We start from the raw sequence: 21,820 nt of genomic DNA on the forward strand, positions 1-21,820 counted from the left end.
AGAAACCATACCCATTAATCCGGAATTCATCAATCAATCAATTAATCATCAATCAGATCCCGATTCATTTCGGGACATAAAAAAACGAACAACATGAGAACTTTTATCAGACAATCACCTACGGAAGCTAGAAGACATTCCTTCTTTAGTAATTTTAGAAACAGTAAACGCGTGCAATGGGCCGAGGTTAGAAACCATACCCATTAATCCGGAATTCATCAATCAATCAATTAATCATCAATCAGATCCCGATTCATTTCGGGACAAAAATGAACAACATGAGAACTTATATCAAACATTCAATAACCGAAGCGAAAGGGCTGACCAAAGGTAAAGTCCGTTGGGTAGCTGCCAAGGAAGTCATAGCTTTGGTTTAGCATACACATAAAATGAAAAAGGATAAGACCTCATCAATCTTATCCTTTTTTTGTCTGCCATTTGAAGGGCAAATGTTTTAGTCACGCAGGGTAATCTCCTCTTCTACTCCATTTGGGTAGGTAATGGTGGCAACGTTATCACACGTACTATCGCCAAAATCTACATTTACGGTAAGGCCATTTTTAGAAACGGTCATATCACCGGCGGCTACATACCCACAGTTGACACTACTTGTCAACGGAGCATTTACCGTGACGTTGTACGTATTTCCTTTGTAAACAACGGTCCAAGTTCCAGCAATGCTATAGGTAGTCGATTCAAGCGAATCACCAAAAGTAAGTGTAAAAGACCTTTCGCCTTCGTCGGAAATTAAGGAGCCATCGGCCATTTCAACCGTAAGGTTGCTGGTTACCGAAAATGAAACACTATTTCCCTCTGAATTGGCACTTAACTGATATGATCTGGTTCCATTGATTTTAATTTCACCCACATAAAAATCTTCATAACTGGCCGAAAAAGACCCTTGTTCCCCGTCGGTGTCATAGGTCACGGTTAGGGTTCCGTTAATATTTTCGGTACCATTGAGGACACAATTGTTAAATGTGGCCACATATCCCGTATCCGTATACTGGGCACTGTAGCACTCATTGACCATAGTTTTTCCAGTACTTCCGTTATTGTTGTAAAGTTCGAACAGGGCAACATCGATACCACCTACAATATCGTCCGTTTCCAGCACCGCCTCCAAGTCGGCTTGTGAAAGTACAATATCATTGTCCTTTTCGGCATCATCGCTACAACTATACCCTAACATCAGGACAGTGGCCAAAAGACTTAAATTCTTTAACGTGTTTTTCAAAATTTTCATCTGTTTATTTTTTTGATTTGTTTAAAGGGTTACCTATTACAACCATAAAAACGTGCAACCAACACAAATAGTATGGTTTAAGAGCACGCAAGCCGTGCATTTCAACGAATAATTTCCGGCTGCGGACTCCAATCGACATACTAGAGCGCCAAAAACAGAGTTAAAATCATATACGATATATTATATTTGAAAAATGATCCAGAAAATAAACCTAAGGGACCAGGTAAGGGATTACTTGCTTTTTGAAATGAAACAAGGGAAGCTGCACATTGGTAAGACCATCAACCTGGCCGCCCTTTCCAGGGAATTGGGCGTTAGTGTGACTCCCATACGGGAGGCATTGACCCAACTACAGCAGTCCCATATCATCAAGGCGGTACCCAATCGCGGGTTTATCATTGCCGAACTCGATGTTAAGGAAGCCGAGGACCTCTACGGACTGGTCGCCAGCTTGGAGGTGATGGCCATTGAAAACTCGGAATTCGACCAAAATCATATCGACGCCCTTAGAAAGCAACAGGATGTATTCGAAAATGCCCAAGATGCCATTAGCCGGATTCAGGCCGATTTGGAATTTCACCACCTGCTGACCAAAGGGTATGAAAACGAACTGGCGTTAAAAATCCTGCAAGATTTACGAACCCGAATATTCTTTTACGAGCGCGCCTTTACTTCGGACGATTCCTTTTACAATAAATCCGACAATCAGCATGAGGCCATAATTTCTGCCATTGCCGATGACAACGTGCCCACCGCCTCCCTCCTATTAAAAATGAACTGGATGTTGATCCTCAATTACATCCAAAAGAAATTGACGGAATAATCATGCTTCCAAATCCTCCAACAGTGCTTCGGCAGAATTCGTTACCTTTTTATAGCTTCTATAGCCCCATCGGCTTACAAAAACCATTAGAACGATAACAAATACTATGGCTATTATCTGTTCAGGTTTCATTTCCGAAAGGATCAAAGTCTTGTCCCTGAGCAGCTTTAAGGCCAAGGCCGGCGAGAACAGTAGGGAAATAAAGCTCACGGCAATGGCAATTTGCTGAAGTTTTAGGAGTCGTTTTTTTTCCTTAGTATAGGTTATGAGGTTTTCCCTGTACGATTTAGTAAGGATATCAAGGTTTTTTATCCGATGCAATGCACGCAACACCAAGGTGGGCAAAATCGTTAAAAAAGCTAGTGTAAATACTCCAGAAAGCTTTAAGTACAAGGTATCCAGTTTCCAGAAATTAAAAAGTATAAACCCTGCCAATATATAGCATATAATGGCCCCTACGTTCTCGTAATTGTTGAGTTTGCTGAATTTGTTCCGATAGTTGTTCCGTGTCATTTTTAAGATGATTTCGTTCGTTAATTTTTTTTGCTTTTCCAATTCCTGGCTCATGGCCATCCAATTCGCCTGTAATTCTTCCAATTCCATCTGCTTATGTTTTTACCATGTTTTTTCTAAGTTTTTCCTTAATTCGGGATATCCTGGTTCCCACATTGGACGTATTCAATCCCGTTATTTCCCCTATTTCCTGATAGGATTTCCCCTCCAATAACAGCAGCATGATACCCTTTTCCAAGGAATTCATTTTTTCAATCTGCCGATGTAACAATCTCACGCGTTCCTGAAAAAGGTCGTCAGTGCCCTCCGCCATACTAACCAGGGATTCCTTGATGGGTTCCGATTTTGGGATGCGTTTTGATTTCTTCAAATGCGTAATGGCCGTGTTCATGGCCACCCGATACATCCAAGTACTGATCTTGGATTCGTTCCTAAAACTGTCAAAATACTTCCAAAGCTGATAGACGATTTCCTGAAACAAATCCTCCCGATCCTGTTCATTATTTGTGTAGATAGCGGAAACTTTGTAAAGTAACCCCTGATGTTCCCGTATAACCTCCGCAAAAGCATCGCTATTCCCCATGCATGTTTTTCTTCATTTCCCTATAGGTATGCAATGTGTCAAAAAAATCACATAACGGGGCAAAAAACTTTTTTGGATTGGATTTAATTTGCTGGGATACAACAAATAAAAAAGGGATTCGTTTCCAATAAAGAATTTCCTGAAACTAACTATCGCTCAAGCAAGTTAAGGGGTATTTCGCTGTTTTCATTTTGTCCAGAAGGTCAAAAATTGAAATTCTGTTATTTAGATTCCCGCTTATACGGGAATGACACTTTAGCGGAACCCCGCAGCAGGCTGCGAGGAGTTTTTTAGGATTAAAACATCCAATCATGCAGTATTTGAACAAAGAAATTGAGGCGCTGACCAAAAGGAAGAAGTCGGCCTCCTTGGTAAAAAGGGAAATCTCCTGTGGAGTTTTTCAAGATGTTGAAAAGCTTCCACAAAAAGATATCGAAACCGACCTATAGCCCCTTATTCAAACAGAGATCTATCCAACCCTGGAATCAAATTCAGGGCATTTTCATAATATACTTTTTTGAGCACCTCGTCCGGTAGGTTTAATCCGTACATGGCCCAAAAGGCATGGTACTTCTTATAATAGGGAAAATATTCATCGTTGCTTTCCAGCACCCTAAAATACGTGGGGAATTCATCCGGGTTCCAACTGTCCTTTCCAAAAAGTATCCTATCCTGATATTTAATAAAGAACTCCCGTGCATGTTGCGGTTGCCGACCCAATTCTGCGATTACGGCGGAGATACCAACGTTCATATTGGGCATCTCATCCAACAATTCTCCCAGTTTCCCCAAATTGTTAGCGTGCCAACCCATGTGGGCATTGATAAATTTCGTTTTTGGATGTCTTTTAAAAACATTGTGCTGTTCCTGTATGATCTTTTCCCAAGGTGCGGGATCTGTATTTGAACGTTTTCTTCTGGGGTGGGTCTTTAATTCCAGCCATCGTTCGTTATCACTATCCATATCGTCCCAAAAAGACTTAGGGTCGGCTGCATGGATCAATACAGGTATGCCCATTTCCGCACATTTGGCCCAAATTGGGTCCAAACGAGGGTCGTCAATGGCCAATCTGTTCCCGGATGCATCGGTATTGCGAAGTCCTAGACTTTTGAAGACCTTGAGTCCCTTTGCCCCGTTTTTGATGTCCGCCTCCAATTGGGCAGCGGCCTTTTGACCCCATTCGCCACCATCCGCTCCTTCAAAATCGACATTGGCAAAGACAACGAACCTATTGGGATAGCTTTTCTGGATATTATTGACCTTCTCCTTGAGACTTTCCCCCGAACCACCACTAAGGTTCACCATAACCCCCTCGTTCAAGGATTCCATATCCTTTAAAAGACTGCCCAGTTTTTCGACGGACATGTCCCGCTGATGGCTATGGACGTCTATAAATCGGAATTTTGCCTGTTTTATCTCGGCACCCGGAACGACGAGCGTTGAGGTAGGGTTGTATTCCTCAAAACTCATTTCCTGTGAAAAAACAGCTTGAGATAAGGCAATTACAAAAGTGGCAGCGGCGATAAGGCTATTTAGTTTCTTCATAAAAAGGGATTTATGGGTGGTGATTTTCGTTATAGATTTTTTGATAGGCTTCCGGAGTATCTATATCGGCCAAAAGCCCTTGGGCATCCAAGCCTAGGGTGATGGATGTGTGGGAATCCAGTATGTCCCGGGCCCCATAATCGGAGTCCAGCTTCAAGAGCGCATCGTACAAATCCGGTCCAAAAATTGCCGGAACGCCCATTTTTTTTCCATAGTTACTGGCTACGATGGAAACGTTTTGGGTTGAGAATTCAAGCAATATACGGTTTAGATAGTCTGGGGTGACCAATGGCTGATCGGCAAGACATATCAACACGCCATCCAAAGGAGAATAGGTTTCCCTAAGATATCGAACACCGGCGGCTATACTATTTCCCAAACCTTTTTCCCATGTGGCGTTTTCAATGATATCCGTGGTAGAGGGGTCGGTTTTTAAACTAGATTTTATTTTTTGGGCATTGGCACCCAAGACGACCACAATTCTTTTGGCTTCCAGTTCCATTACGCGGTTCAGCACATATTGCAATAAAAAAGTACCTTTCCATGGCAATAATTGCTTGATATCCTGCATCCGACCGGATTTTCCAGCGGCCAATACAACAACGCCTATGTTCTGGACCGATTTCAATTATGGATGCCTTCTTTCTTGTCTTTCAACATGATGGGTTCCTGCTTTCGAATGACCGCCAAAATCTCCGAAAGTATGGCAATGGCGATTTCCTCCGGAGCTTCGGCACCAATATTGATTCCCGCCGGTCCATGAATGCTCTCAAAAAAAGCATAGTCCTCGTCAGGATATAAATCGATGTACTCATTGAATAGTTTTTCCCGTCTTTTGGAAGGTCCCAAAAGCCCAAAATACATCGGCTTACATGCTTTTACCGCATGTAGGTATTTTAAATCCTTCACGTAACTGTGCGTCATCAACACCAAGGCCGTTTGATCATCGATTTTCTCTACGGGCAAATCATGTGGTTCCACGTTCCAAAGCTCGTCGATGCCCGGAAAATCGGCTATGGTCTTTCCCTCAGCCGGTACTACGCTTACGGAAACCTCCCATCCCATTTCCAGAGCGATTTTGGATAGTTTTACCGCATCGTGTTCCCCGCCTACGATGGCCAGTTTATAGCACGGTTTCAGGGTCTGCTCGTAAGTTGAACGTTCACTTGAATCGGGTTCTGCACCCAGGGGAATCGGTTTTTCATCAAATAAAAACAGGGAACCAATATTGGCATGTTCCCCGTATTCCTTCACGTAATAGGAAAGGATTTTAAACGGAGTCCTAGTTTTTATGGACCTATGGAAGCCCTTGAGCAGTGCTTCCGTCGGTTCAAATGGCTCAATTAGAATATATAATATTCCCTCGCAACCCAAACGAAACCTACCGTCATAGGTCATCATTTTCGGGGTGTCGGTCTTAAAAACGCTCGCAGCCTGAAAAAGCACCTCCTTCTCAACGCATCCCCCGCTAACCGCCCCAACCATGGTACCGTCCTCAGAGATTAACATACGAACCCCAGGCCTTCTATACGAAGAGCCATCCAGGGCCACCACACTGGCCAACACAGTTTTGAGACCTTTGGCCCGTAAGTTTCCATACTCCTTAAAAATTTTTTTGAGTTCGTGCGTCATTTTGAATGGCAGTTGCTATAGTTTTGCCTACTAATTAGCGAAAATTACCCAATCCCGCCTGTTTTTTAAAGACTGGGTACTTTCTTTAACACTCTTTAACATAATTTTTTCAATGGCCCATAATTTCCGAGCGGAAAGTGCGTTCTGCTTGATGAACTCAAAATGTATGACTATGAATTTGTTCCTAAGAACCTTTGGTTTTTTATTTGCGCTTTCCCTTTTTGTTTCCTGTGGTAATGCCGATGACGATGTAGACCTAAACCTTAATTTGGGTGATGGCCTTGGAAAAGGAGTGCCCGTGGACGATTGTTTGGGGCTGGAAGAAGGTGAACTCGTACTCTCAATCCAGGACCAGTATACGACCTTACCTGGAAAAGTATCCATATTTTTTAGGGTTTCCGATACCAATGGAAATCCCGTACCCGGATTAACGGCAGAGCAATTTACCATTTACGAGCAGGGAAGGAACGACGATTGTTTCAATACCATTTCCACGTCTGAATCTTTTGCACGTATTTCCCCAAATTCACAGATATTCTCCAACAACGCCCTTTTGGTGCTGGATTTGAGCAACAGTGTCTTGGAAAGCAGCTTGCAGGAACTGAAAATGGCCAGTGCCAGTTTTGTGGACAACGTGATGCCCGATGCAGAGTCCGACTCCTTTAAAATGGCGATTTATTGGTTCGATGGTGAAAATGAACTGCATTTGTTGAACGAACTTACATCCTCCAAAGACGAATTGATTACATCCATCAATGGAATTACCGATAACATCAGTACCGACCCATCAACGGATCTGTACGGAGCGGTCATAAAATCGACCGATATCGCAACGGACATTATTAATAAAACAACCAGTGGAGACAAGATTGGTGCCGCTTCCGTGGTCATCTTTACCGATGGTACAGATCAGGCTTCCAGGTTTACCGAAGAGGCAGCACTCAAAAAAGTGAACGACGCCAATTCCAATATTTCTTTTTTCAGTATTGGATTGGGTAGCGAAATCGATACACAGGTATTGATGGATATAGGGAAGACTTCCAGCGTATTTGCGAGTAACAAGGATGATTTGGAAGATACCTTTAACGAGATTTCAGAAAAGGTTTCGGAGCGGGCGAACAGCTTCTACCTCTTCGAATATTGCAGTCCAAAACGGGACGGCAGTGGAGAAAATAATTTGGCCATCGAGGTAAATACGGGTACGAGACAAGGTGCGGTACAGACCAAGTTCAACGCCAAAGGGTTTACCGGCGGTTGCGAGTAAATAATATACCGATTGATTTAAAAAGAGGCAATTTTTGCCTCTTTTTTTATATCTACATTTTAACAGCCTAAACCTTTTTATATCAACAATTTAAAGCCTTTAAAAAGAGGTCGATTTCCAAAACATTGCCATACCAAAAAATCCATTCCCAAAAAATTCCCGTACATGTTATTGAAAGATTATTAACTAAATACACACTTGAAATGAAAAAATTATCAATAATCGGGGTAGCATCCATTGTACTTTTATCTTCCTGTGTTTCGAAAAAGAAATACGTGGCCTTGGAGGACAACTTGGCACAGACGCAAAGTAGATTGACCAAGACCCAGGTAGAAAAAGAAGAGTTGGAAACTAAAATGGCCAAAATAGAGGCCCGAGTGGAAGAGTACAACTCCAAAATAAATTCACTTAAGGAAATAAACGACAGTCAGTACACTACCGTGGATGATGTTGCCGTAATGAGCAACAATACCAAGGCAAACATGAGAAAGACCTTGGAAAACGTAGATCCAGCAAAACTAGCCGAAGCCAAAACACTTCAGGATTCCATGAATTTGGCAGTTTCCTATAAACTGGAACAATCCATCGCGGACGAAGGGGAAGATGTGGACGTAAGCATTGACAAAACCGTGGTAATGATAAACATCTCTGATGAATTGTTGTTCAACACTGCTGGATATAGGGTTAGCAACAAAGCCGATAATGTACTTAAGAAATTGGCCGATGTCATCAATTCCGAACCCAGTATGGAAGTAATGGTAGAGGGTCATACGGATTCCAGAACCATCAATACTCCCTTGTTCGAGGATAACTGGGATCTTAGTGTGAAAAGGGCGACTTCCATTGTTCGCGAACTACAGAACGAATACAATGTAAATCCAAAACAGTTGATCGCTGCCGGTAGAAGTAGCTACCTTCCCTTGGTAGAAAACGACAGCAAGGAAAATATGGCCAAGAACAGAAGGACCAAAATCGTAATCCTTCCAAATTTGGACAAATTCTTCGCCTTGATGGATGCAGATACAGCTAGTATCGACTAGGAAAAAACTGAATATTTTAAACTAAGGGTGGCAATTGCCGCCCTTTTTTATTTCAGGAATCTCTAGTAGGGTTTGGTGGTCCGATAATTGTTTATATATTATAATAACCCCAAAGAATACCAAACAAACACATCCTAAAGGCTATTGGAATGTTCAATTTAAAAATTAAACGTCATGGATGTACTCAAAGAAATTTATTGGAAAAGTGCTTTGGGCATTTTGCCAAACCCTCTTAAAAGTCTGGTTTTACTCATATTCTCGGGAATTGTAGCCATATTGTTCATCATGTTATATCTTCTTTTAAAACATGGTCATTATTTGAATGTACAATTTGGTTACTAGATTATTTTCTAAAAATCATGGCATTGGGAATAGTAATGTTTTCGGACGCTAGTTCGATAAGAAAACCGTTGATGACCGCAAACGTATACTTTCCATCCTTTCTAAGGAAAAAAGTGGGATTGATACCAGGCTGGAGTCGTAAATCCGGCGCCTTAAAATTATCGCCCACCAAGTGCAAGGGTATGGGCGAATTCAATTGTTTTAGCGGAATATCGGATACTTTAAGGTAGCCATAGCCTTCGGATAACAATTTTTTGGCATCCAACTTTTTTGCTTCGGCCATAGTGGAAACCGTTTGACCATATACCTTCGCCGGAATAATTTCATGACCTGCGGCATCCAAAGTCTCATAACCGTAATAGGTGGATAAATCGCCTTGATCCCAAATCCTACTGCTGTACCAAAAATTATCATGGTCCTCATAATCCACCTCCACCTGATTGATGCCCAAGTCCAAAATATAGGAATCACCCATGAGATTATAGGTCGCACCTACAATCTTTAGGTCAAACAACATCCGGTCGTTTTCAGGTATTTTTTCATATTCCGTAATATCGATTTCCTTGAAATTTTCCTTGGCTATGGTATATATGGCCGATAAAATGGAGACATAGTTCAGTTTACGGATTTGCTGCTTTTCAGGGTCTTCAGGATACCCACCCGATTCAATCAAAATGGTACTGGTACCCCATTTTTGGATGTTGTCGCCAAAGGCCCTAGGCTCAAAAGCATCGTTATACCGTCCTACTTGTCCTGGTGCATATTTTTGAAGGACATTGTTCATGAAAACGATGATTTTCATGGCATTCCCGCGCACTTCATTGATATCCTTTTCATAGTTGAAAGCAGGGGCCAAATAGGATATGGTGGCCGGCTTTTCAGTGCGCTCCGCATTGTAGTACGTACTTTGATCGTGCAGATTAAAGCCAAAATCGGCCTCCAGACTATCCCGCACCCTTTTCAAGGTCTTTCCTTCGGGGGATTGTAAGCGCAACGCATCCCGATTGATATCGATTCCCAACAGGTTACGACGTTGAAAGAGTTCCGCCCCATCCGGATTGAGCATGGGCAAAAAATGGATGGTCAGGTTGGAAAGCATCGCTTCCTTTTCTTCCTGAAAATCGGGACTATCCAAGAAATTAAGGATATCAAAAATTGCCTGGGTGGCGGTGGGCTCGTCCCCATGCATCTGGGACCACAAAAAAACATCGGTTTCACCGCTACCGATACTGACCAAGGAAAGCGATTTTCCACCTATGGAGGTGCCAACGTTATTCACCGTGAACTTCGGATTCCTTCTGAATTTCTCCAACAAGGGCTGTATATCGGCGTGCTTTATTCTTCTTTTCCCAAGCGTGGGTTCCTTATATTTTTCATAGGTCTCATACAATTGTTCGGTTATATCCTGTGCCTGGCTGTTAAAAATTGTCAGGATTAAGAAAGCAATAATAACACAATGAAATCTTTTCATTCGTTTGAAATTTGGTTGATAGCTTGGTTTTTAAATATTTCCTTTTGTAGACGTACTAAACTTTCCTAATAAAATCCATTGATGAGGGTTTCATTCAGGGATTGGTTTAAAGTTCAAATCCTTTACGGCCTTCCTAATGTTTTGCATAAAATCGGTTCCCGGGTCGGTCTTCTGGGTCCTATAGCCTTCGTCTTGCTCCAACCATAAGGGATGGTTCTCAAATTTTGTGTATTCATAATGTCCGATCAGATATTCGATATCATATTTTTCCGCCAAATAGCGAACGAGCCAAATATTGGATTTTAGCTGGGCCTTGGTCAAGGGTTGTCCGGTGTCCCCGCCCACATTCTCCACACCTATGGCACAATGGTTCAAGCCTATAACATGCCTGGCCATGGTCGTTTCAGGCATTAGTCTATAAATGGTACCATCGCGGTCCACCATAAACTGGGAGGAAACGTTCAGGGTCCCGGCAGCGTTAATATCGGGCCTGGAATTGGGCAAGGTTGGCGAATCAAAAGCGTTGAAGGATTTTTCAAACGTTGGAATCACGGTCCAATGCAGCACGATCATTTTAGGTATGATATTCGGGGATTCCTTTACCAATCCGTATCTGTCCTGCATATATTCCAAGGTCAATATCCTTCGCTCGTCATCAAAGGTAATGGGCTTGTCCACAATGGTACGGGTCACCGAACAGGATGTCAGGCAGACAACTAAGGCCAGTATTTTTATAACCTTCATTTTTGAATTTCGTTTACGGTGTCTTTTTTCTTAAGAACGGCATACTGTATCTGGACCTTTCTCCGCCCCCACTCCTTGGCCTTCTTTTTGTCCTCACCCATATAAATGTCGATTCTATTGCGCCATCTGGGGTGCATCTTGTCCTTTACGATATAGATTCCCTCAAATGTATCGATTTTTACCAAGGTATTGTGTCGCAATCCCTGTCTTAAGAGATCTCTGGAGACAGCGATCCACTTGACCCCAGGTTTGATGGAGTCGCCCCAGGCAGTTACTTCTGGATGCTCAAAGGACGTCTGCCCTGGGAAGGAATTATAGGCCGTGGCCGTAACGGTTAGGGGAACCCAATCATACGTATCCGCTTCCTTGGACCTTTGGTCACATCCTATACTAACAAAAAGCACAAAAAGCCCCAGAATTCGATGCATGACTTTTAAATGAGACATGGAATATACTAATAATCTCTTTTTGTCAATACGACCCATATAAACCTTTTTCTCTAATTTAGAAGCCAATAGATGGAATATGAAAAAAATTAAATGGGCCTTTGCCCTCCTGTTGGTCGGACTTCTGATATTCGGCTACATCAATTATCCCAAACTGAACCTCATTTCCGGTTATGCCTCCAAAAATTTGGCATCCAATGTATTTCTTGCAAAAAGGGACGCCTATTTCGTGAACACAGTAGACCACGATATGCCCCTGATAAACCTGGCTACGGCCGAAGCCGATTCGGAAATCAAATCTGCCAAGGCTTCCGTATACGGACTCATGGAACGGATATCGGTTTACAAAGAAGGGCTGGGAGCCGTTCTGACCAATACCGAGCATCAAAAACACAACTTTTCCATAGTTCCGGAACGAAACCAAAAAAGGGACACCCTACATTTTCCGTATGGAAATCAAGGGGTTAAGGATACCGTAATGGCTAATGTGGATTATGATGCCTTGGAATATGTGCTGAGCCGGGCCCTGCAGGATTCCGTTCAAAAGACCAGAAGCCTATTGGTGGTCTACAAAGACCAGATCATTGGGGAAAAATATGGTGACCAATTTACCAAGGACACCAAAATTTTAGGCTGGTCCATGACCAAAAGTATTCTGGGAACATTATATGGCATTTTGGAATATGAAAATGGAATTTCCTTGGAATATCGTCCTTTTGAATCGCTTTATAATACCGATGGCCCAAAATCAGAAATAACGATGAACCATTTATTGCGGATGCAAAGCGGATTGGCCTGGGACGAGGATTACTTTAAAATTTCCGATGTCACCAGTATGTTGTTCCTCGATTCCGATATGTCGCAAGCACAGGCCGATAATGCCGTAATTGCGCCACCCACCGAAGTTTGGAACTATTCTTCGGGCACCAGTAATCTGCTTTCGGGAATATTAAGGAAGCAATTTCCTACGCATCAGGAATACTTAAATTTTCCCTATGCCAAACTAATCGATAGAATTGGCATGCACTCCATGCTAATAGAGACCGATTTGGAAGGGAATTTCGTCGGTTCCTCCTACGGATGGGCCACCACAAGGGATTGGGCCAAATTCGGACTGCTATACCTTCACCGGGGCGATTGGAACGGTGACCGAATCTTTGCAGATAGTTGGGTGGACTACATCACCAAACCCACGGAACATTCCAACGGTACCTACGGCGCCCATTTTTGGTTGAATGCGGAAGGGAAATATCCCGATTTGCCACGGGACCTGTATTCCGCCAATGGGTTTCAGGGGCAACGCGTGTTTATCGTTCCATCAAAGGACATGGTCATTGTTCGAACAGGATTGGAGGAGCAGTCGGACGAACAGTTCAATACCCTGATCGGCGATATTCTAAAAACCATTAAATAGGCCGTTTTCAAAAACCCAAAATATGCAATAGAAAATCTATTACGGCTTCAAACTACTTCAAACACACGCTGTTTATGTCGTTTTTTAATTTAACCATAGCGATGCTATGCTAAAATCAAGAAAACACCTGTGTTTATTGTATTTTAAACCCTCATGACGAAGTCCTAATGCATAATTTGGGTTAAAATTATTGTACGATTTTTCAACCAAACTACAAAATTTCATCGGTTGACCACATTTCTGCCTTGGGAGACAACAATAGTTTCACCAAGCCCACCTTCCTACCTACTTTTACAGTGTTACAAAAACGAATTAATTTTTTTCATTTTCATATAGTGTTCTCGTAAAAGAGTCCGGTCGAACTGATCGGGCTCTTTTTAGTTTGTGGTAATTTGGCCTAGTTTAAGACCAGAGCCATACATTTAGGGAATACAGCGCATAAAACTTCATTCCGACAGAGCACCGTTATCACGGTGGGACGAGGAATCCCACCTTACCCTATACTTTTTGGGATTTCTTTCTGCGTTCGAAATGAAAATAAGTTCAAAGAAAACCAATTTATTCATCAGTTCTCAATGGCCTGATTGATAAGTGTTTCGCATATAACTTAATAAGAATCAAGGCAACCAATTGTTCTTGCCAAAGTTGGGCTTTCTTTTTTCCAAAAAGGCGTTCCTGCCTTCCTTGGCTTCTTCGGTCATATAGGCCAAACGGGTAGCTTCGCCGGCAAATACCTGTTGCCCTACCATGCCGTCATCCGTAAGGTTCATGGCGAATTTGAGCATTTTAATGGAGGTGGGGGATTTCTGTAAAATCTCCTGGGCCCATTCATAGGCCGTATCCTCCAATTCGGCATGGGTAACCACGGCATTGACCATGCCCATTTCAAAAGCTTCCTGTGCGGAATAATTCCTGCCCAAAAAGAAAATCTCACGGGCCTTCTTCTGACCCACCATCTTGGCCAAATAGGCGGACCCGTATCCTGCGTCAAAACTGGTAACGTCGGCATCGGTCTGTTTAAAAATGGCGTGTTCCTTACTGGCCAAGGTCATATCACAGACCACATGGAGGCTGTGACCGCCTCCAACGGCCCAACCGGGAACCACGGCAATCACCACTTTCGGCATAAAACGGATCATACGCTGCACTTCCAGAATGTTAAGACGGTGCTGGCCATCGGCACCCACATAGCCCTTTTCTCCCCGGGCCTTTTGGTCACCACCGCTGCAAAAGGACCAGATGCCATCCTTGGTGGAAGGACCTTCCGCAGAAAGCAATACTACGCCAATGGAAGTGTCTTCCTGGGCATCGTAAAAGGCCTTTATCAATTCACTGGTGGTATGGGGTCTAAAGGCATTCCGAACATTGGGTCGGTTGAAGGCAATTCGGGCGACCCCGTTACTCTTTTTATAGGTAATATCCTCAAATTCCAAGGCGGTTTTCCATTCGGCTACAGTCATTTCAAATCGGTTTTTAATTTGCGATATAAAGATAGTTGTTCCTTGGGAAGTCTGCCAAGCGGAAATGAAATGAGTTATTATCTATCCATATTTTGTCCGTCCAACTCTAAGAATAGGCTTACATTAGAGGTATAATAGAACAATGTCAATGAAGAAAGCGGTCTATCGAATCATAAAATCCATACGTACCCTGCTATCCGAGCTATTTCATGCAAAGGATTCCCGTCTGCCCTATATCATTACGGTTATCGTCTCCCTTGTAATTGTGGTAGGAGGAATCAACCTGTTCATAGAACTTACGGATACCCTAAAAACCGATACCCTTGCAAGATATGACACCGCAGTAACTGACTATATCATTTCCTTTAGGAATCCCTCTTTGACCACCTTTTTTAAGTTCGTAACGGATATTGGGGATGTCACGGGCTACCTGATCGTTTTGATCCTTTTCGTGCTACTTTCCTGGCGTATCATTAAAAGTTGGAAGTATGTGCTACAGTCCGTGGTGGTACTGGTACTGGCAACCCTTTCCAATATGGCCCTTAAACGCTTCGTGGACCGAGCAAGACCGGGTATAGAACATCTGGTCACGGTTAAGACCTTGAGCTACCCAAGCGGCCATGCCATGGGGGCGATGGCCTTTTTTGGATTTTTAATCTACCTGATATCCAAATTAAGAATCAATAGGATTTTTAAATATTCCTTGATGGTGTTGGTTGCCTTGCTGATTTTGAGTATTGGTATTAGTAGGATCTATCTTGGGGTCCATTATCCCTCGGATGTGGCAGGAGGTTTCATCGCGGGATTTATATGGGTCGTATTTTGTATCCTTATTTTTGATGTGATACAGATTTTTAGAAGGGACCCCGAAGTTTAAATCCGATACTTCCCAATTCAAAGTGACACACCCTAGGAATATAAATGAACATGTTGGACAAGCTCAAATCTCTTAGAAAGGAACTACATCAATTTCCCGAAGTATCCGGAAATGAATCGCAAACCGCAGAAAGAATCAAGGCGTTTATTTCGCAAAACAGCCGACCCACACAAATTTTGGAAGGTTTAGGCGGAAACGGGCTTGCCGTTGTTTACGAAATCTCATCAGATGGGCCCGTTATTGCGATACGGTGCGAATTGGACGCACTGCCCATTCCGGAGAAAAACGAATTCGCCCATCGTTCTAAAAATCAAGAGATTTCCCATAAATGCGGACACGACGGCCACATGGCCATTGTAGCCGGATTGGCCCTATGGGTAGCGGAACCACACTTTAAAAAGGGAACAATTGTGTTGCTCTTCCAACCTGCCGAAGAGACAGGACAAGGCGCTGCCCAGATTTTGGCGGATACAAGGTTCCAAGCTTTAAATATTGAATATATTTTTGCCTTGCACAATATTCCCGGATATCCCTTACATTCAGTACTTGTTCCCAAAAAGGGATTTTCGGCTGAGGTCCTAAGTTTCGCCTTACACCTTAAAGGGAAAGAATCCCATGCCTCGGAACCTGCTAAAGGTATTAATCCCGCTCATTGCCTGGCAGAAGTGATTCAGAGGTTTGATGCGCTGAACATTAATGATCCTGAGAATCCCAATTATAAAATCCTAACGCCCATTTACATGCACATGGGCGAAAAATCCTATGGGATATCGCCTGCACTTGGGGAACTTCATTATACCGTTAGGACGTGGCGCCCAGAAACTATGGAAACCTTACGGAAAGAAATAGAAAACATTTGTTACCATATTAGTAAATCCAACTCCATTATGTATTCTTTGGACTGGTTCGAGCATTTTCCCGCAAGCTTGAATGACGCACAAGGCGTTGCTTTGGTAACCGAAGTAGCTCATAAAAACGGTTTTAATGTCATAGAAAAATCGGTGCCATTCTCATTTGGAGAGGATTTTGGGTGGTTCTCAAAAAATTATAGGGCTACGATGTTCGGGGTCGGTGCCGGGGAAAATGTCCCTGCTTTACATCATGCCGACTATGATTTTCCCGATGCCCTAATATCCAAGGGAATTGAAATGTTCAAGTCGGTAATCAAGGAAATTCTAAAGGAGTAGGCTTATTTGTTTTTATTCTTCTCCTCAATCCATTTGGATAAATACTTGGTGCTCTGCACCGTATGATGCTCCAAGATTCTGCCCATGATATTATGTTCGCGATGTGTTGCAAGTGATTCCGATACTTCCGTAATCCTATCCATCAAGGATGTTTCCAAGGATGTTTTTTGGTACAGCGTATTGATGATTTGTATGCCGTTGTCCTGTGCCTTTTGCCACACGGTTTTATCCGTATACAATTCAATGGCCTTATCTATAAAATCGTCTTGGGTCTCGGAAATAAAACCGTTCCAATCCAGCGCACCATGCATTCCTTCGGCACCGATTCCCGTGGTTACGCTGGGCGTCCCGTTCAATAGGGCCTCCACCAATTTTCCTTTTATACCGGCTCCAAAACGTAACGGGGCGAGACAAACACGGGCCATTTTCATAACTTCGGATACGCTACTTGCACGTCCACGCACATAAAATCCCTTTTTGGGATTATGCAGCCGATTGACAGCATCGGGGAGATATGCCCCATACACATAGCATTTGGCATCCGATAAACACCCGAATATTTTAGGCCAGATATTTTGTTCCAAGTGTTTTATGGCATCCACATTGGGCGGATGCAATCCCCCGCCAATAAACAGAAAATCCCTGCGTGCCTCAAATTCCGGCCAATCATTTTGTTGTGAAATGGCATCGTACATAAACGGCAGATGCCATAAGAGCGAAGCATCAATTCTGGCAGTCTGTTGCAGGAGTTCCATCTCATAGCCGGAAATGACCAGGGTAAGGTCGCTCCGCAAAATACTGGCCAACTCCCGTTTGGTCCTATCGTCTTGCAACCAATGCGCTTCGGTAAAGGGTATGCCCTTATTTAAGCAGTTTTCCCGTGCGTGCCGCAAGGAATGTAAATCCTCGGAATCCAAAATCCGTAGCGCCTCAGGACAACATTCGGACACACGCCAGCCGAATTGTTCCTCCGTAAGAAATCGGTCGAACAAAACGATATCGGGCTGAAGGTTTTCGATAAAGACATCAAAGGAGGCATCGTTCAGTTTTATGGTAAGGGTCGCAATTCCCATTGCTTCCAAATCTTGGGAATGTTCTGTTCTTGAAGCAGTGGACACAAATGTGGTCTCAAATTCATACTTTTTGAATATTTCGAGTAATTGCACCATCCGCACACCTGCCGCCGTAGCGGTAGGTTCCGACCAGGTAAGTCCAATGACCAATAATTTTTTGGATTTCATCTCCATGGAATATTCAGGAAATATTTATTTCAAAGGATTGTACCCAATATCGTCCACAACCACCACTCCTTTGGGACTTTGGTCAAAAACAAACCGAATGTGTTTTATAACCTTGGGGTCGAAATGCGATGCATTTTTTTCAAACTTGGAAATCGGAATGTGGAAGGTCTGCAATTGCACCTCCCAAGCGTCCCCGATCATATCCTTATCCAGAAACTCGAACTTGGTAAACTTTGTTTTAAGTGGTGGCATGATGTTTTTGATGTCGCTTATTTTTACGGTGGCCGATTGTCCCAAGGTATCTGTCAAGACAAGACTGAAATCATAGCCCATTTTCGGGTCCGCGTCCTTATCCCCTTCCACATCGGTTTCTTTGGAGTCCGATTTCAACCATTTGGGGTCGCCGCTGCCAATGGATAGTTGAATACTTTCTACGGAATCCTTCCAAAATAGTTTTTCCGACGTTATTTCATAGTTCGGTTTTGTGTCGGTAGATATACTGTCCGAAAGATGCCACCCCAACACCACTGCATTGTTGTCCTGCCGCCCGTTGTCGCGCGTCGTTAGGCCTTGCTCCTTCCAAAGATTCAGGTGATGTCCCCTTATCGAAATGCTGTCAGAGACGCTCGTGATATCGATGTCTTCCTCAAAATCCACGAGCTTTACAAAATCGGATACTTCAAAATGGGTCATTAGAAATTCGTCTGGCAACCAATCCTTGGCAAGTCCTACATTTTTAAAAATGGGGATATACGCATCGTTATTTTTAAGAACCGATTCCGCAAAAGCACTGATGAACACCTGGGCCACTTGCTGCTGTTCTTCAGCTGAAAGTAGCGGTTCTAGGTTCAATAGCCATTTCATGGGCGCTCCAAAATCCGATTTACCCCAAGTGGAATTGAACTGGCCGTGATTGGCATGATGGACATAAACACCCGCTTTAAAGCGGGGTACGGAATCTGTAAACTGCAACCTTCGGTACGGCCGCAAGCCCCAAAAGCTGACCTCGTCCGAATCATAGGAACCTTGCAAACTCAGATAGTTCACGTCCTTCAGAACGATTTTCCGATTATATCTGTAGTCCGTTGGGGCAATGGACACAATGCCTTTGATGTTGAAATTAAAATCGAAGGGCACGTTGGCATTGTCCGGGAACACGGGGAGTCGGTTATAACCACCTGCTATCGTCACAGCCTCCCCGCCCCTGGAATGGCCCATTAGCATGATACTTTCCATATCGACCTTGCCCGAAAGCGGATGCCCGGAATCTCCGTTCCAGGCCTGCCATTGCTCCAAATGTTTCAGCAACAGCCAAGCCCTAACGGGCATTTCCTTGCCCCTAAAATCGCCGGACCAATGCCCGTTGACAAAGTTCTCATCAACGGACACCGTTATTATGCCCCTACTCGCCAAAAGGTTTCCCAAATAGCCATAGCCGTCGTCTGAATAATCGATCATGCTATGATTGCCATGAACGATGAGGGCAAGCGGAAAAGGCCCATCGCCCTGTGGCATGTAAACCCTCCCGTTCAACGGAAACTCGGTGACGCCAAAGCCCCAAAATTTTTCCCTCCATTTTTTCTTTTTCCCCTTCCATTCCAGCAACAGCAACGATGCGTCTACGGTTGGTGTCTTAAACCGAACTTCTTGTCCATATTCGGTTCGTTTTTTGTCCGAACCACTGCCATAGGTAAAGGCATCGACCTCAAAACTGCCAGGTTCCGACGGATTTTCAACACCGATCTCCTCCAAGCTACGTTCTCCATCGCCCACGCTAAATTTTGGGAAATCATTTTGATAGGGTTCCGACCCCGGATTCGTCAGTAGATATATCCCATAACCCAAACCTATGCAAACAAAGGACAGCATCAGAAAAGAAAACAAGGATTTCGTCCGTAAAAACCACCACAGACAAACGATTACGAGCAATGCGGAACCTACCAAGGCATAATACAGGACATCTGGCCAACCAAACCCGAAGATTTTTAGGGCAACCAAGGTGGAAACTCCGCTCAAAACGGCCAAAATATAGATGGCATCAATTCCTTTGAAAACAAACTGGATCAATTTGAACAGTAAGTAAAAGAGTATCTGTACCAAGATTCCACTTAAAATGGCAAAAAGCATCATCAAAATTGGTGGAAGACCTGTTAAAAAATGATAGCCATAAATCCCCGTGAGAATGATGGTGGGGATAAAAGTGAGCAAGAGTTGTCGGTTTTTCATTGGAATTGGTTGAAGATGGTTGACACCCTTAAATTAACCAACTCCGGTCAAATAAGACAGGTTTCGGTCGATTTTTCGGAATACTTCAAAATACCCCTTGGTGTAAACCTTATCTTCTTGAACGAATGTGGTAAAATCGATAATATTTAAATCGTTAAAACGGTTTGTTTTAGGCAACGCTTCCCACAGCCTATGGTTTAAACCGTGGGCCGTGGGAACGAAATCAATAAAATCTACATTTTTGAGGCGAACATTTTGGATATTTTGGACCGAAGCTTACGCTCGTAATCCTCCTCCAACCATTCCTTGTAGTTTTTGGTGTTGTTCATAATGCAGTAGGAATACTGCCGCACCCGATACTGGATTTCCTCCTTCAGTTTTTTGGCAAGGATACGGGCATCAAAGACATCGTCCGCATTTTCCACGCATATCTGGGCATGTTGCTCAATACTTTTTTCCAATACCAATTTGGATTTTTCCCCATTGGCGAAACTTTTCTTGTATTCTTCCTTAATGTCAAATTCGATGTTTTCTGATTTTGAGAACTCATCCCTAAGTTCCTGCGGCATTTCATACACAAACTCCCGCTCGATTTCCTCATCGTTTTTGATATTCTCCAAAAAGAAATCCGGAAAGTGGAAGATTTCCTGCCAGTCCACCTTGGCGTCCCACATGCCAAAACGGGCAATGTTGTTCCCCATGTCGATTACGTTGAACTCTTCCTTATGCGGCAGGTATCTGGACCCGCGTCCGATCATCTGAAAATACAGGGTAAGCGAGCGGGTGGCCCTGTTCAGGATAATGGTCTCTACGGATGGCTCATCAAAACCCGTGGTAAGAATGCTCACGGATGTCAATATGGCATCAGGGGTTTCCTTGAACCATTTTAGGATTTCCCTTCGCTCCGAAGCCGTATTCTTATTGTCCAAATGCCGGATGTTGTATCCGGCCTTCCTAAATAGGTCGTACACATATCGGGAGGTATTGATACCGTTATTGAAAATCAAGGTTTTTGTTCCCTTGGCAATCTCCTCATAAGCATTCATCAATTTGCCCAACATACTGTGATTGCTGTAGAGCTCGTCCGAAGACTTTACGGTATAATCGCCATTGATGCCCAGCTTTAAGCTTTGCAGGCTTACATCGTAATTGAACATGTTGGCACGTGCCAAAAACTTCTTCTGGATTAAGGATTCTATGGACTCCCCAATGATCAACTTTTTGTAGTTGTCCTTCATGGGAAGTTTTATATTGGAACTCAAAGGGGTTGCGGTAACGCCCAGAATAACCGACTTGTCAAAGTATTTAAAGAGTTTCCTGAAGGAATTATAATGGGCCTCATCGATGATGACCAGGCCAATATTGTTGATTTCCACCTTGTCCTCCTGCAGACGGTTGTTCAAGGTCTCCACCATGGCTACAAAGCAATTGAAATCGTCCTGGTCCTTTAGTTCCTTAACATCACTGTTGATAATTTTGTTGCGAACCCCAAAACCGGTCAGCATCTTGGAAGTTTGGAGACTAAGCTCAATACGATGCGTAAGCACTACGACCTTCTTACCCGTTCTTTCAATGTACCTTCGTGCGATTTCGGAAAAAATAACGGTCTTCCCTCCACCTGTGGGCAGCTGGTACAAAAGGTTGGAATTATCAGGATTGTCCTCAAGATATTCAAAGATTCTTTTGAGGTCTTCCTCCTGATATCCGTATAATGTCTTCTCCGTGGTGTCCTTTGTGGCTTTCAAAAAGGCAAGAAATTTAAGTCC

General features: G+C 43.4%; 20 protein-coding genes. 7 read left to right on the plus strand and 13 right to left on the minus strand.

The window, feature by feature from the left end; translation table 11 throughout:
• Nucleotides 1–454 precede the first annotated feature (454 nt).
• Nucleotides 455–1,246: a hypothetical protein gene (locus FEK29_RS12810; protein WP_138258838.1), complete on the minus strand. Its 792-nt coding sequence runs from the start codon at nucleotides 1,244–1,246 to the stop codon at nucleotides 455–457.
• 193 nt (nucleotides 1,247–1,439) lie between these two features.
• Between FEK29_RS12810 and FEK29_RS12815 the strand changes: the two genes are divergently transcribed.
• On the plus strand, nucleotides 1,440–2,069 hold the full coding sequence (locus FEK29_RS12815; RefSeq protein ID WP_138258839.1) for a GntR family transcriptional regulator: 630 nt from the start codon (nucleotides 1,440–1,442) through the stop codon (nucleotides 2,067–2,069).
• On the opposite strand, the gene FEK29_RS12820 is transcribed toward FEK29_RS12815, so the two are convergent.
• Complete coding sequence (locus FEK29_RS12820; protein ID WP_138258840.1) at nucleotides 2,070–2,672, minus strand: hypothetical protein; 603 nt, start codon at nucleotides 2,670–2,672, stop codon at nucleotides 2,070–2,072.
• 4 nt (nucleotides 2,673–2,676) lie between these two features.
• The gene (locus FEK29_RS12825) at nucleotides 2,677–3,165 is read right to left on the minus strand and encodes an RNA polymerase sigma factor (RefSeq protein WP_138258841.1); all 489 of its coding nucleotides are present in this window, start codon (nucleotides 3,163–3,165) and stop codon (nucleotides 2,677–2,679) included.
• A 311-nt stretch (nucleotides 3,166–3,476) separates the two neighbouring features.
• Between FEK29_RS12825 and FEK29_RS18060 the strand changes: the two genes are divergently transcribed.
• Nucleotides 3,477–3,614 carry a hypothetical protein gene (locus FEK29_RS18060; protein WP_162850216.1) on the plus strand — a complete coding sequence of 46 codons (138 nt, stop codon included), beginning with the start codon at nucleotides 3,477–3,479 and terminating at the stop codon, nucleotides 3,612–3,614.
• Between the two features lie 4 nt (nucleotides 3,615–3,618).
• On the opposite strand, the gene FEK29_RS12830 is transcribed toward FEK29_RS18060, so the two are convergent.
• Genes FEK29_RS12830 through FEK29_RS12840 form a run of 3 tightly spaced genes read right to left on the minus strand, consistent with a single transcriptional unit; the run spans nucleotide 3,619 to nucleotide 6,342 of the window.
• Entirely contained in the window at nucleotides 3,619–4,710 is a 1,092-nt protein-coding gene (locus FEK29_RS12830; protein ID WP_138258842.1) for an amidohydrolase family protein, read from the minus strand.
• Nucleotides 4,711–4,720: 10 nt separating this feature from the next.
• Nucleotides 4,721–5,338, minus strand: a complete 618-nt coding sequence (locus FEK29_RS12835; protein ID WP_138258843.1) for a nucleotidyltransferase family protein — start codon at nucleotides 5,336–5,338, stop codon at nucleotides 4,721–4,723.
• Complete coding sequence (locus tag FEK29_RS12840; RefSeq protein WP_138258844.1) at nucleotides 5,335–6,342, minus strand: XdhC family protein; 1,008 nt, start codon at nucleotides 6,340–6,342, stop codon at nucleotides 5,335–5,337. The genes FEK29_RS12835 and FEK29_RS12840 overlap by 4 nt, the downstream gene beginning before the upstream one ends.
• 172 nt (nucleotides 6,343–6,514) lie before the next feature.
• On the opposite strand from FEK29_RS12840, the gene FEK29_RS12845 reads away from it, so the two are divergent.
• The gene (locus FEK29_RS12845) at nucleotides 6,515–7,606 is read left to right on the plus strand and encodes a vWA domain-containing protein (protein WP_138258845.1); all 1,092 of its coding nucleotides are present in this window, start codon (nucleotides 6,515–6,517) and stop codon (nucleotides 7,604–7,606) included.
• A gap of 203 nt (nucleotides 7,607–7,809) precedes the next feature.
• On the plus strand, nucleotides 7,810–8,646 hold the full coding sequence (locus FEK29_RS12850) for an OmpA/MotB family protein (RefSeq protein ID WP_138258846.1): 837 nt from the start codon (nucleotides 7,810–7,812) through the stop codon (nucleotides 8,644–8,646).
• A gap of 343 nt (nucleotides 8,647–8,989) precedes the next feature.
• Here the strand turns inward: FEK29_RS12850 and FEK29_RS12855 are convergent, their stop codons facing one another.
• From FEK29_RS12855 to FEK29_RS12865, 3 genes are all read right to left on the minus strand, one after another.
• Nucleotides 8,990–10,459, minus strand: a complete 1,470-nt coding sequence (locus FEK29_RS12855; RefSeq protein ID WP_138258847.1) for a M14 family metallopeptidase — start codon at nucleotides 10,457–10,459, stop codon at nucleotides 8,990–8,992.
• 90 nt (nucleotides 10,460–10,549) lie between these two features.
• Nucleotides 10,550–11,203, minus strand: a complete 654-nt coding sequence (locus FEK29_RS12860; RefSeq protein ID WP_138258848.1) for a peptidoglycan recognition protein family protein — start codon at nucleotides 11,201–11,203, stop codon at nucleotides 10,550–10,552.
• Nucleotides 11,200–11,649 (minus strand): 3D domain-containing protein, encoded by a 450-nt coding sequence (locus FEK29_RS12865; protein ID WP_240042751.1) that lies wholly within the window; start codon nucleotides 11,647–11,649, stop codon nucleotides 11,200–11,202. The genes FEK29_RS12860 and FEK29_RS12865 overlap by 4 nt, the downstream gene beginning before the upstream one ends.
• A 79-nt stretch (nucleotides 11,650–11,728) precedes the next feature.
• On the opposite strand from FEK29_RS12865, the gene FEK29_RS12870 reads away from it, so the two are divergent.
• Entirely contained in the window at nucleotides 11,729–13,063 is a 1,335-nt protein-coding gene (locus FEK29_RS12870; protein ID WP_138258850.1) for a serine hydrolase domain-containing protein, read from the plus strand.
• A 617-nt stretch (nucleotides 13,064–13,680) separates the two neighbouring features.
• Here the strand turns inward: FEK29_RS12870 and FEK29_RS12875 are convergent.
• The gene (locus FEK29_RS12875) at nucleotides 13,681–14,541 is read right to left on the minus strand and encodes a 1,4-dihydroxy-2-naphthoyl-CoA synthase (protein WP_262710141.1); all 861 of its coding nucleotides are present in this window, start codon (nucleotides 14,539–14,541) and stop codon (nucleotides 13,681–13,683) included.
• A 130-nt stretch (nucleotides 14,542–14,671) separates the two neighbouring features.
• Here FEK29_RS12875 and FEK29_RS12880 point away from each other — a divergent pair, with 130 nt between their 5' ends.
• Together FEK29_RS12880 and FEK29_RS12885 are read left to right on the plus strand one after the other, a co-directional pair.
• Nucleotides 14,672–15,400: a phosphatase PAP2 family protein gene (locus tag FEK29_RS12880; RefSeq protein ID WP_138258852.1), complete on the plus strand. Its 729-nt coding sequence runs from the start codon at nucleotides 14,672–14,674 to the stop codon at nucleotides 15,398–15,400.
• 50 nt (nucleotides 15,401–15,450) lie between these two features.
• Nucleotides 15,451–16,587, plus strand: coding sequence for an amidohydrolase (locus FEK29_RS12885; protein WP_138258853.1), 1,137 nt, complete (start codon nucleotides 15,451–15,453; stop codon nucleotides 16,585–16,587).
• 2 nt (nucleotides 16,588–16,589) lie between these two features.
• Here the strand turns inward: FEK29_RS12885 and FEK29_RS12890 are convergent, their stop codons facing one another.
• From FEK29_RS12890 to FEK29_RS12900, 3 genes are all read right to left on the minus strand, one after another.
• Nucleotides 16,590–17,828 (minus strand): glycosyltransferase, encoded by a 1,239-nt coding sequence (locus tag FEK29_RS12890; protein WP_138258854.1) that lies wholly within the window; start codon nucleotides 17,826–17,828, stop codon nucleotides 16,590–16,592.
• Between the two features lie 24 nt (nucleotides 17,829–17,852).
• Nucleotides 17,853–20,054, minus strand: coding sequence for a hypothetical protein (locus tag FEK29_RS12895; protein WP_138258855.1), 2,202 nt, complete (start codon nucleotides 20,052–20,054; stop codon nucleotides 17,853–17,855).
• Between the two features lie 233 nt (nucleotides 20,055–20,287).
• Nucleotides 20,288–21,799 carry a DEAD/DEAH box helicase gene (locus FEK29_RS12900; RefSeq protein WP_138258856.1) on the minus strand — a complete coding sequence of 504 codons (1,512 nt, stop codon included), beginning with the start codon at nucleotides 21,797–21,799 and terminating at the stop codon, nucleotides 20,288–20,290.
• Nucleotides 21,800–21,820: the final 21 nt, after the last annotated feature.

The sequence above is a fragment of the Maribacter aurantiacus genome, from assembly GCF_005780245.1.
Classification (GTDB): domain Bacteria; phylum Bacteroidota; class Bacteroidia; order Flavobacteriales; family Flavobacteriaceae; genus Maribacter; species Maribacter flavus.

Coding starts and splice junctions, on each gene's coding strand:
- FEK29_RS12810 (WP_138258838.1), bottom strand. CDS start 1,246: ATGAAAATTTTGAAAAACACGTTAAAGAATTTAAGTCTTTTGGCCACT.
- FEK29_RS12815 (WP_138258839.1), top strand. CDS start 1,440: ATGATCCAGAAAATAAACCTAAGGGACCAGGTAAGGGATTACTTGCTT.
- FEK29_RS12820 (WP_138258840.1), bottom strand. CDS start 2,672: ATGGAATTGGAAGAATTACAGGCGAATTGGATGGCCATGAGCCAGGAA.
- FEK29_RS12825 (WP_138258841.1), bottom strand. CDS start 3,165: ATGGGGAATAGCGATGCTTTTGCGGAGGTTATACGGGAACATCAGGGG.
- FEK29_RS18060 (WP_162850216.1), top strand. CDS start 3,477: ATGCAGTATTTGAACAAAGAAATTGAGGCGCTGACCAAAAGGAAGAAG.
- FEK29_RS12830 (WP_138258842.1), bottom strand. CDS start 4,710: ATGAAGAAACTAAATAGCCTTATCGCCGCTGCCACTTTTGTAATTGCC.
- FEK29_RS12840 (WP_138258844.1), bottom strand. CDS start 6,342: ATGACGCACGAACTCAAAAAAATTTTTAAGGAGTATGGAAACTTACGG.
- FEK29_RS12845 (WP_138258845.1), top strand. CDS start 6,515: ATGAATTTGTTCCTAAGAACCTTTGGTTTTTTATTTGCGCTTTCCCTT.
- FEK29_RS12850 (WP_138258846.1), top strand. CDS start 7,810: ATGAAAAAATTATCAATAATCGGGGTAGCATCCATTGTACTTTTATCT.
- FEK29_RS12855 (WP_138258847.1), bottom strand. CDS start 10,459: ATGAAAAGATTTCATTGTGTTATTATTGCTTTCTTAATCCTGACAATT.
- FEK29_RS12860 (WP_138258848.1), bottom strand. CDS start 11,203: ATGAAGGTTATAAAAATACTGGCCTTAGTTGTCTGCCTGACATCCTGT.
- FEK29_RS12865 (WP_240042751.1), bottom strand. CDS start 11,649: ATGTCTCATTTAAAAGTCATGCATCGAATTCTGGGGCTTTTTGTGCTT.
- FEK29_RS12870 (WP_138258850.1), top strand. CDS start 11,729: ATGAAAAAAATTAAATGGGCCTTTGCCCTCCTGTTGGTCGGACTTCTG.
- FEK29_RS12880 (WP_138258852.1), top strand. CDS start 14,672: ATGAAGAAAGCGGTCTATCGAATCATAAAATCCATACGTACCCTGCTA.
- FEK29_RS12885 (WP_138258853.1), top strand. CDS start 15,451: ATGTTGGACAAGCTCAAATCTCTTAGAAAGGAACTACATCAATTTCCC.
- FEK29_RS12890 (WP_138258854.1), bottom strand. CDS start 17,828: ATGAAATCCAAAAAATTATTGGTCATTGGACTTACCTGGTCGGAACCT.
- FEK29_RS12895 (WP_138258855.1), bottom strand. CDS start 20,054: ATGAAAAACCGACAACTCTTGCTCACTTTTATCCCCACCATCATTCTC.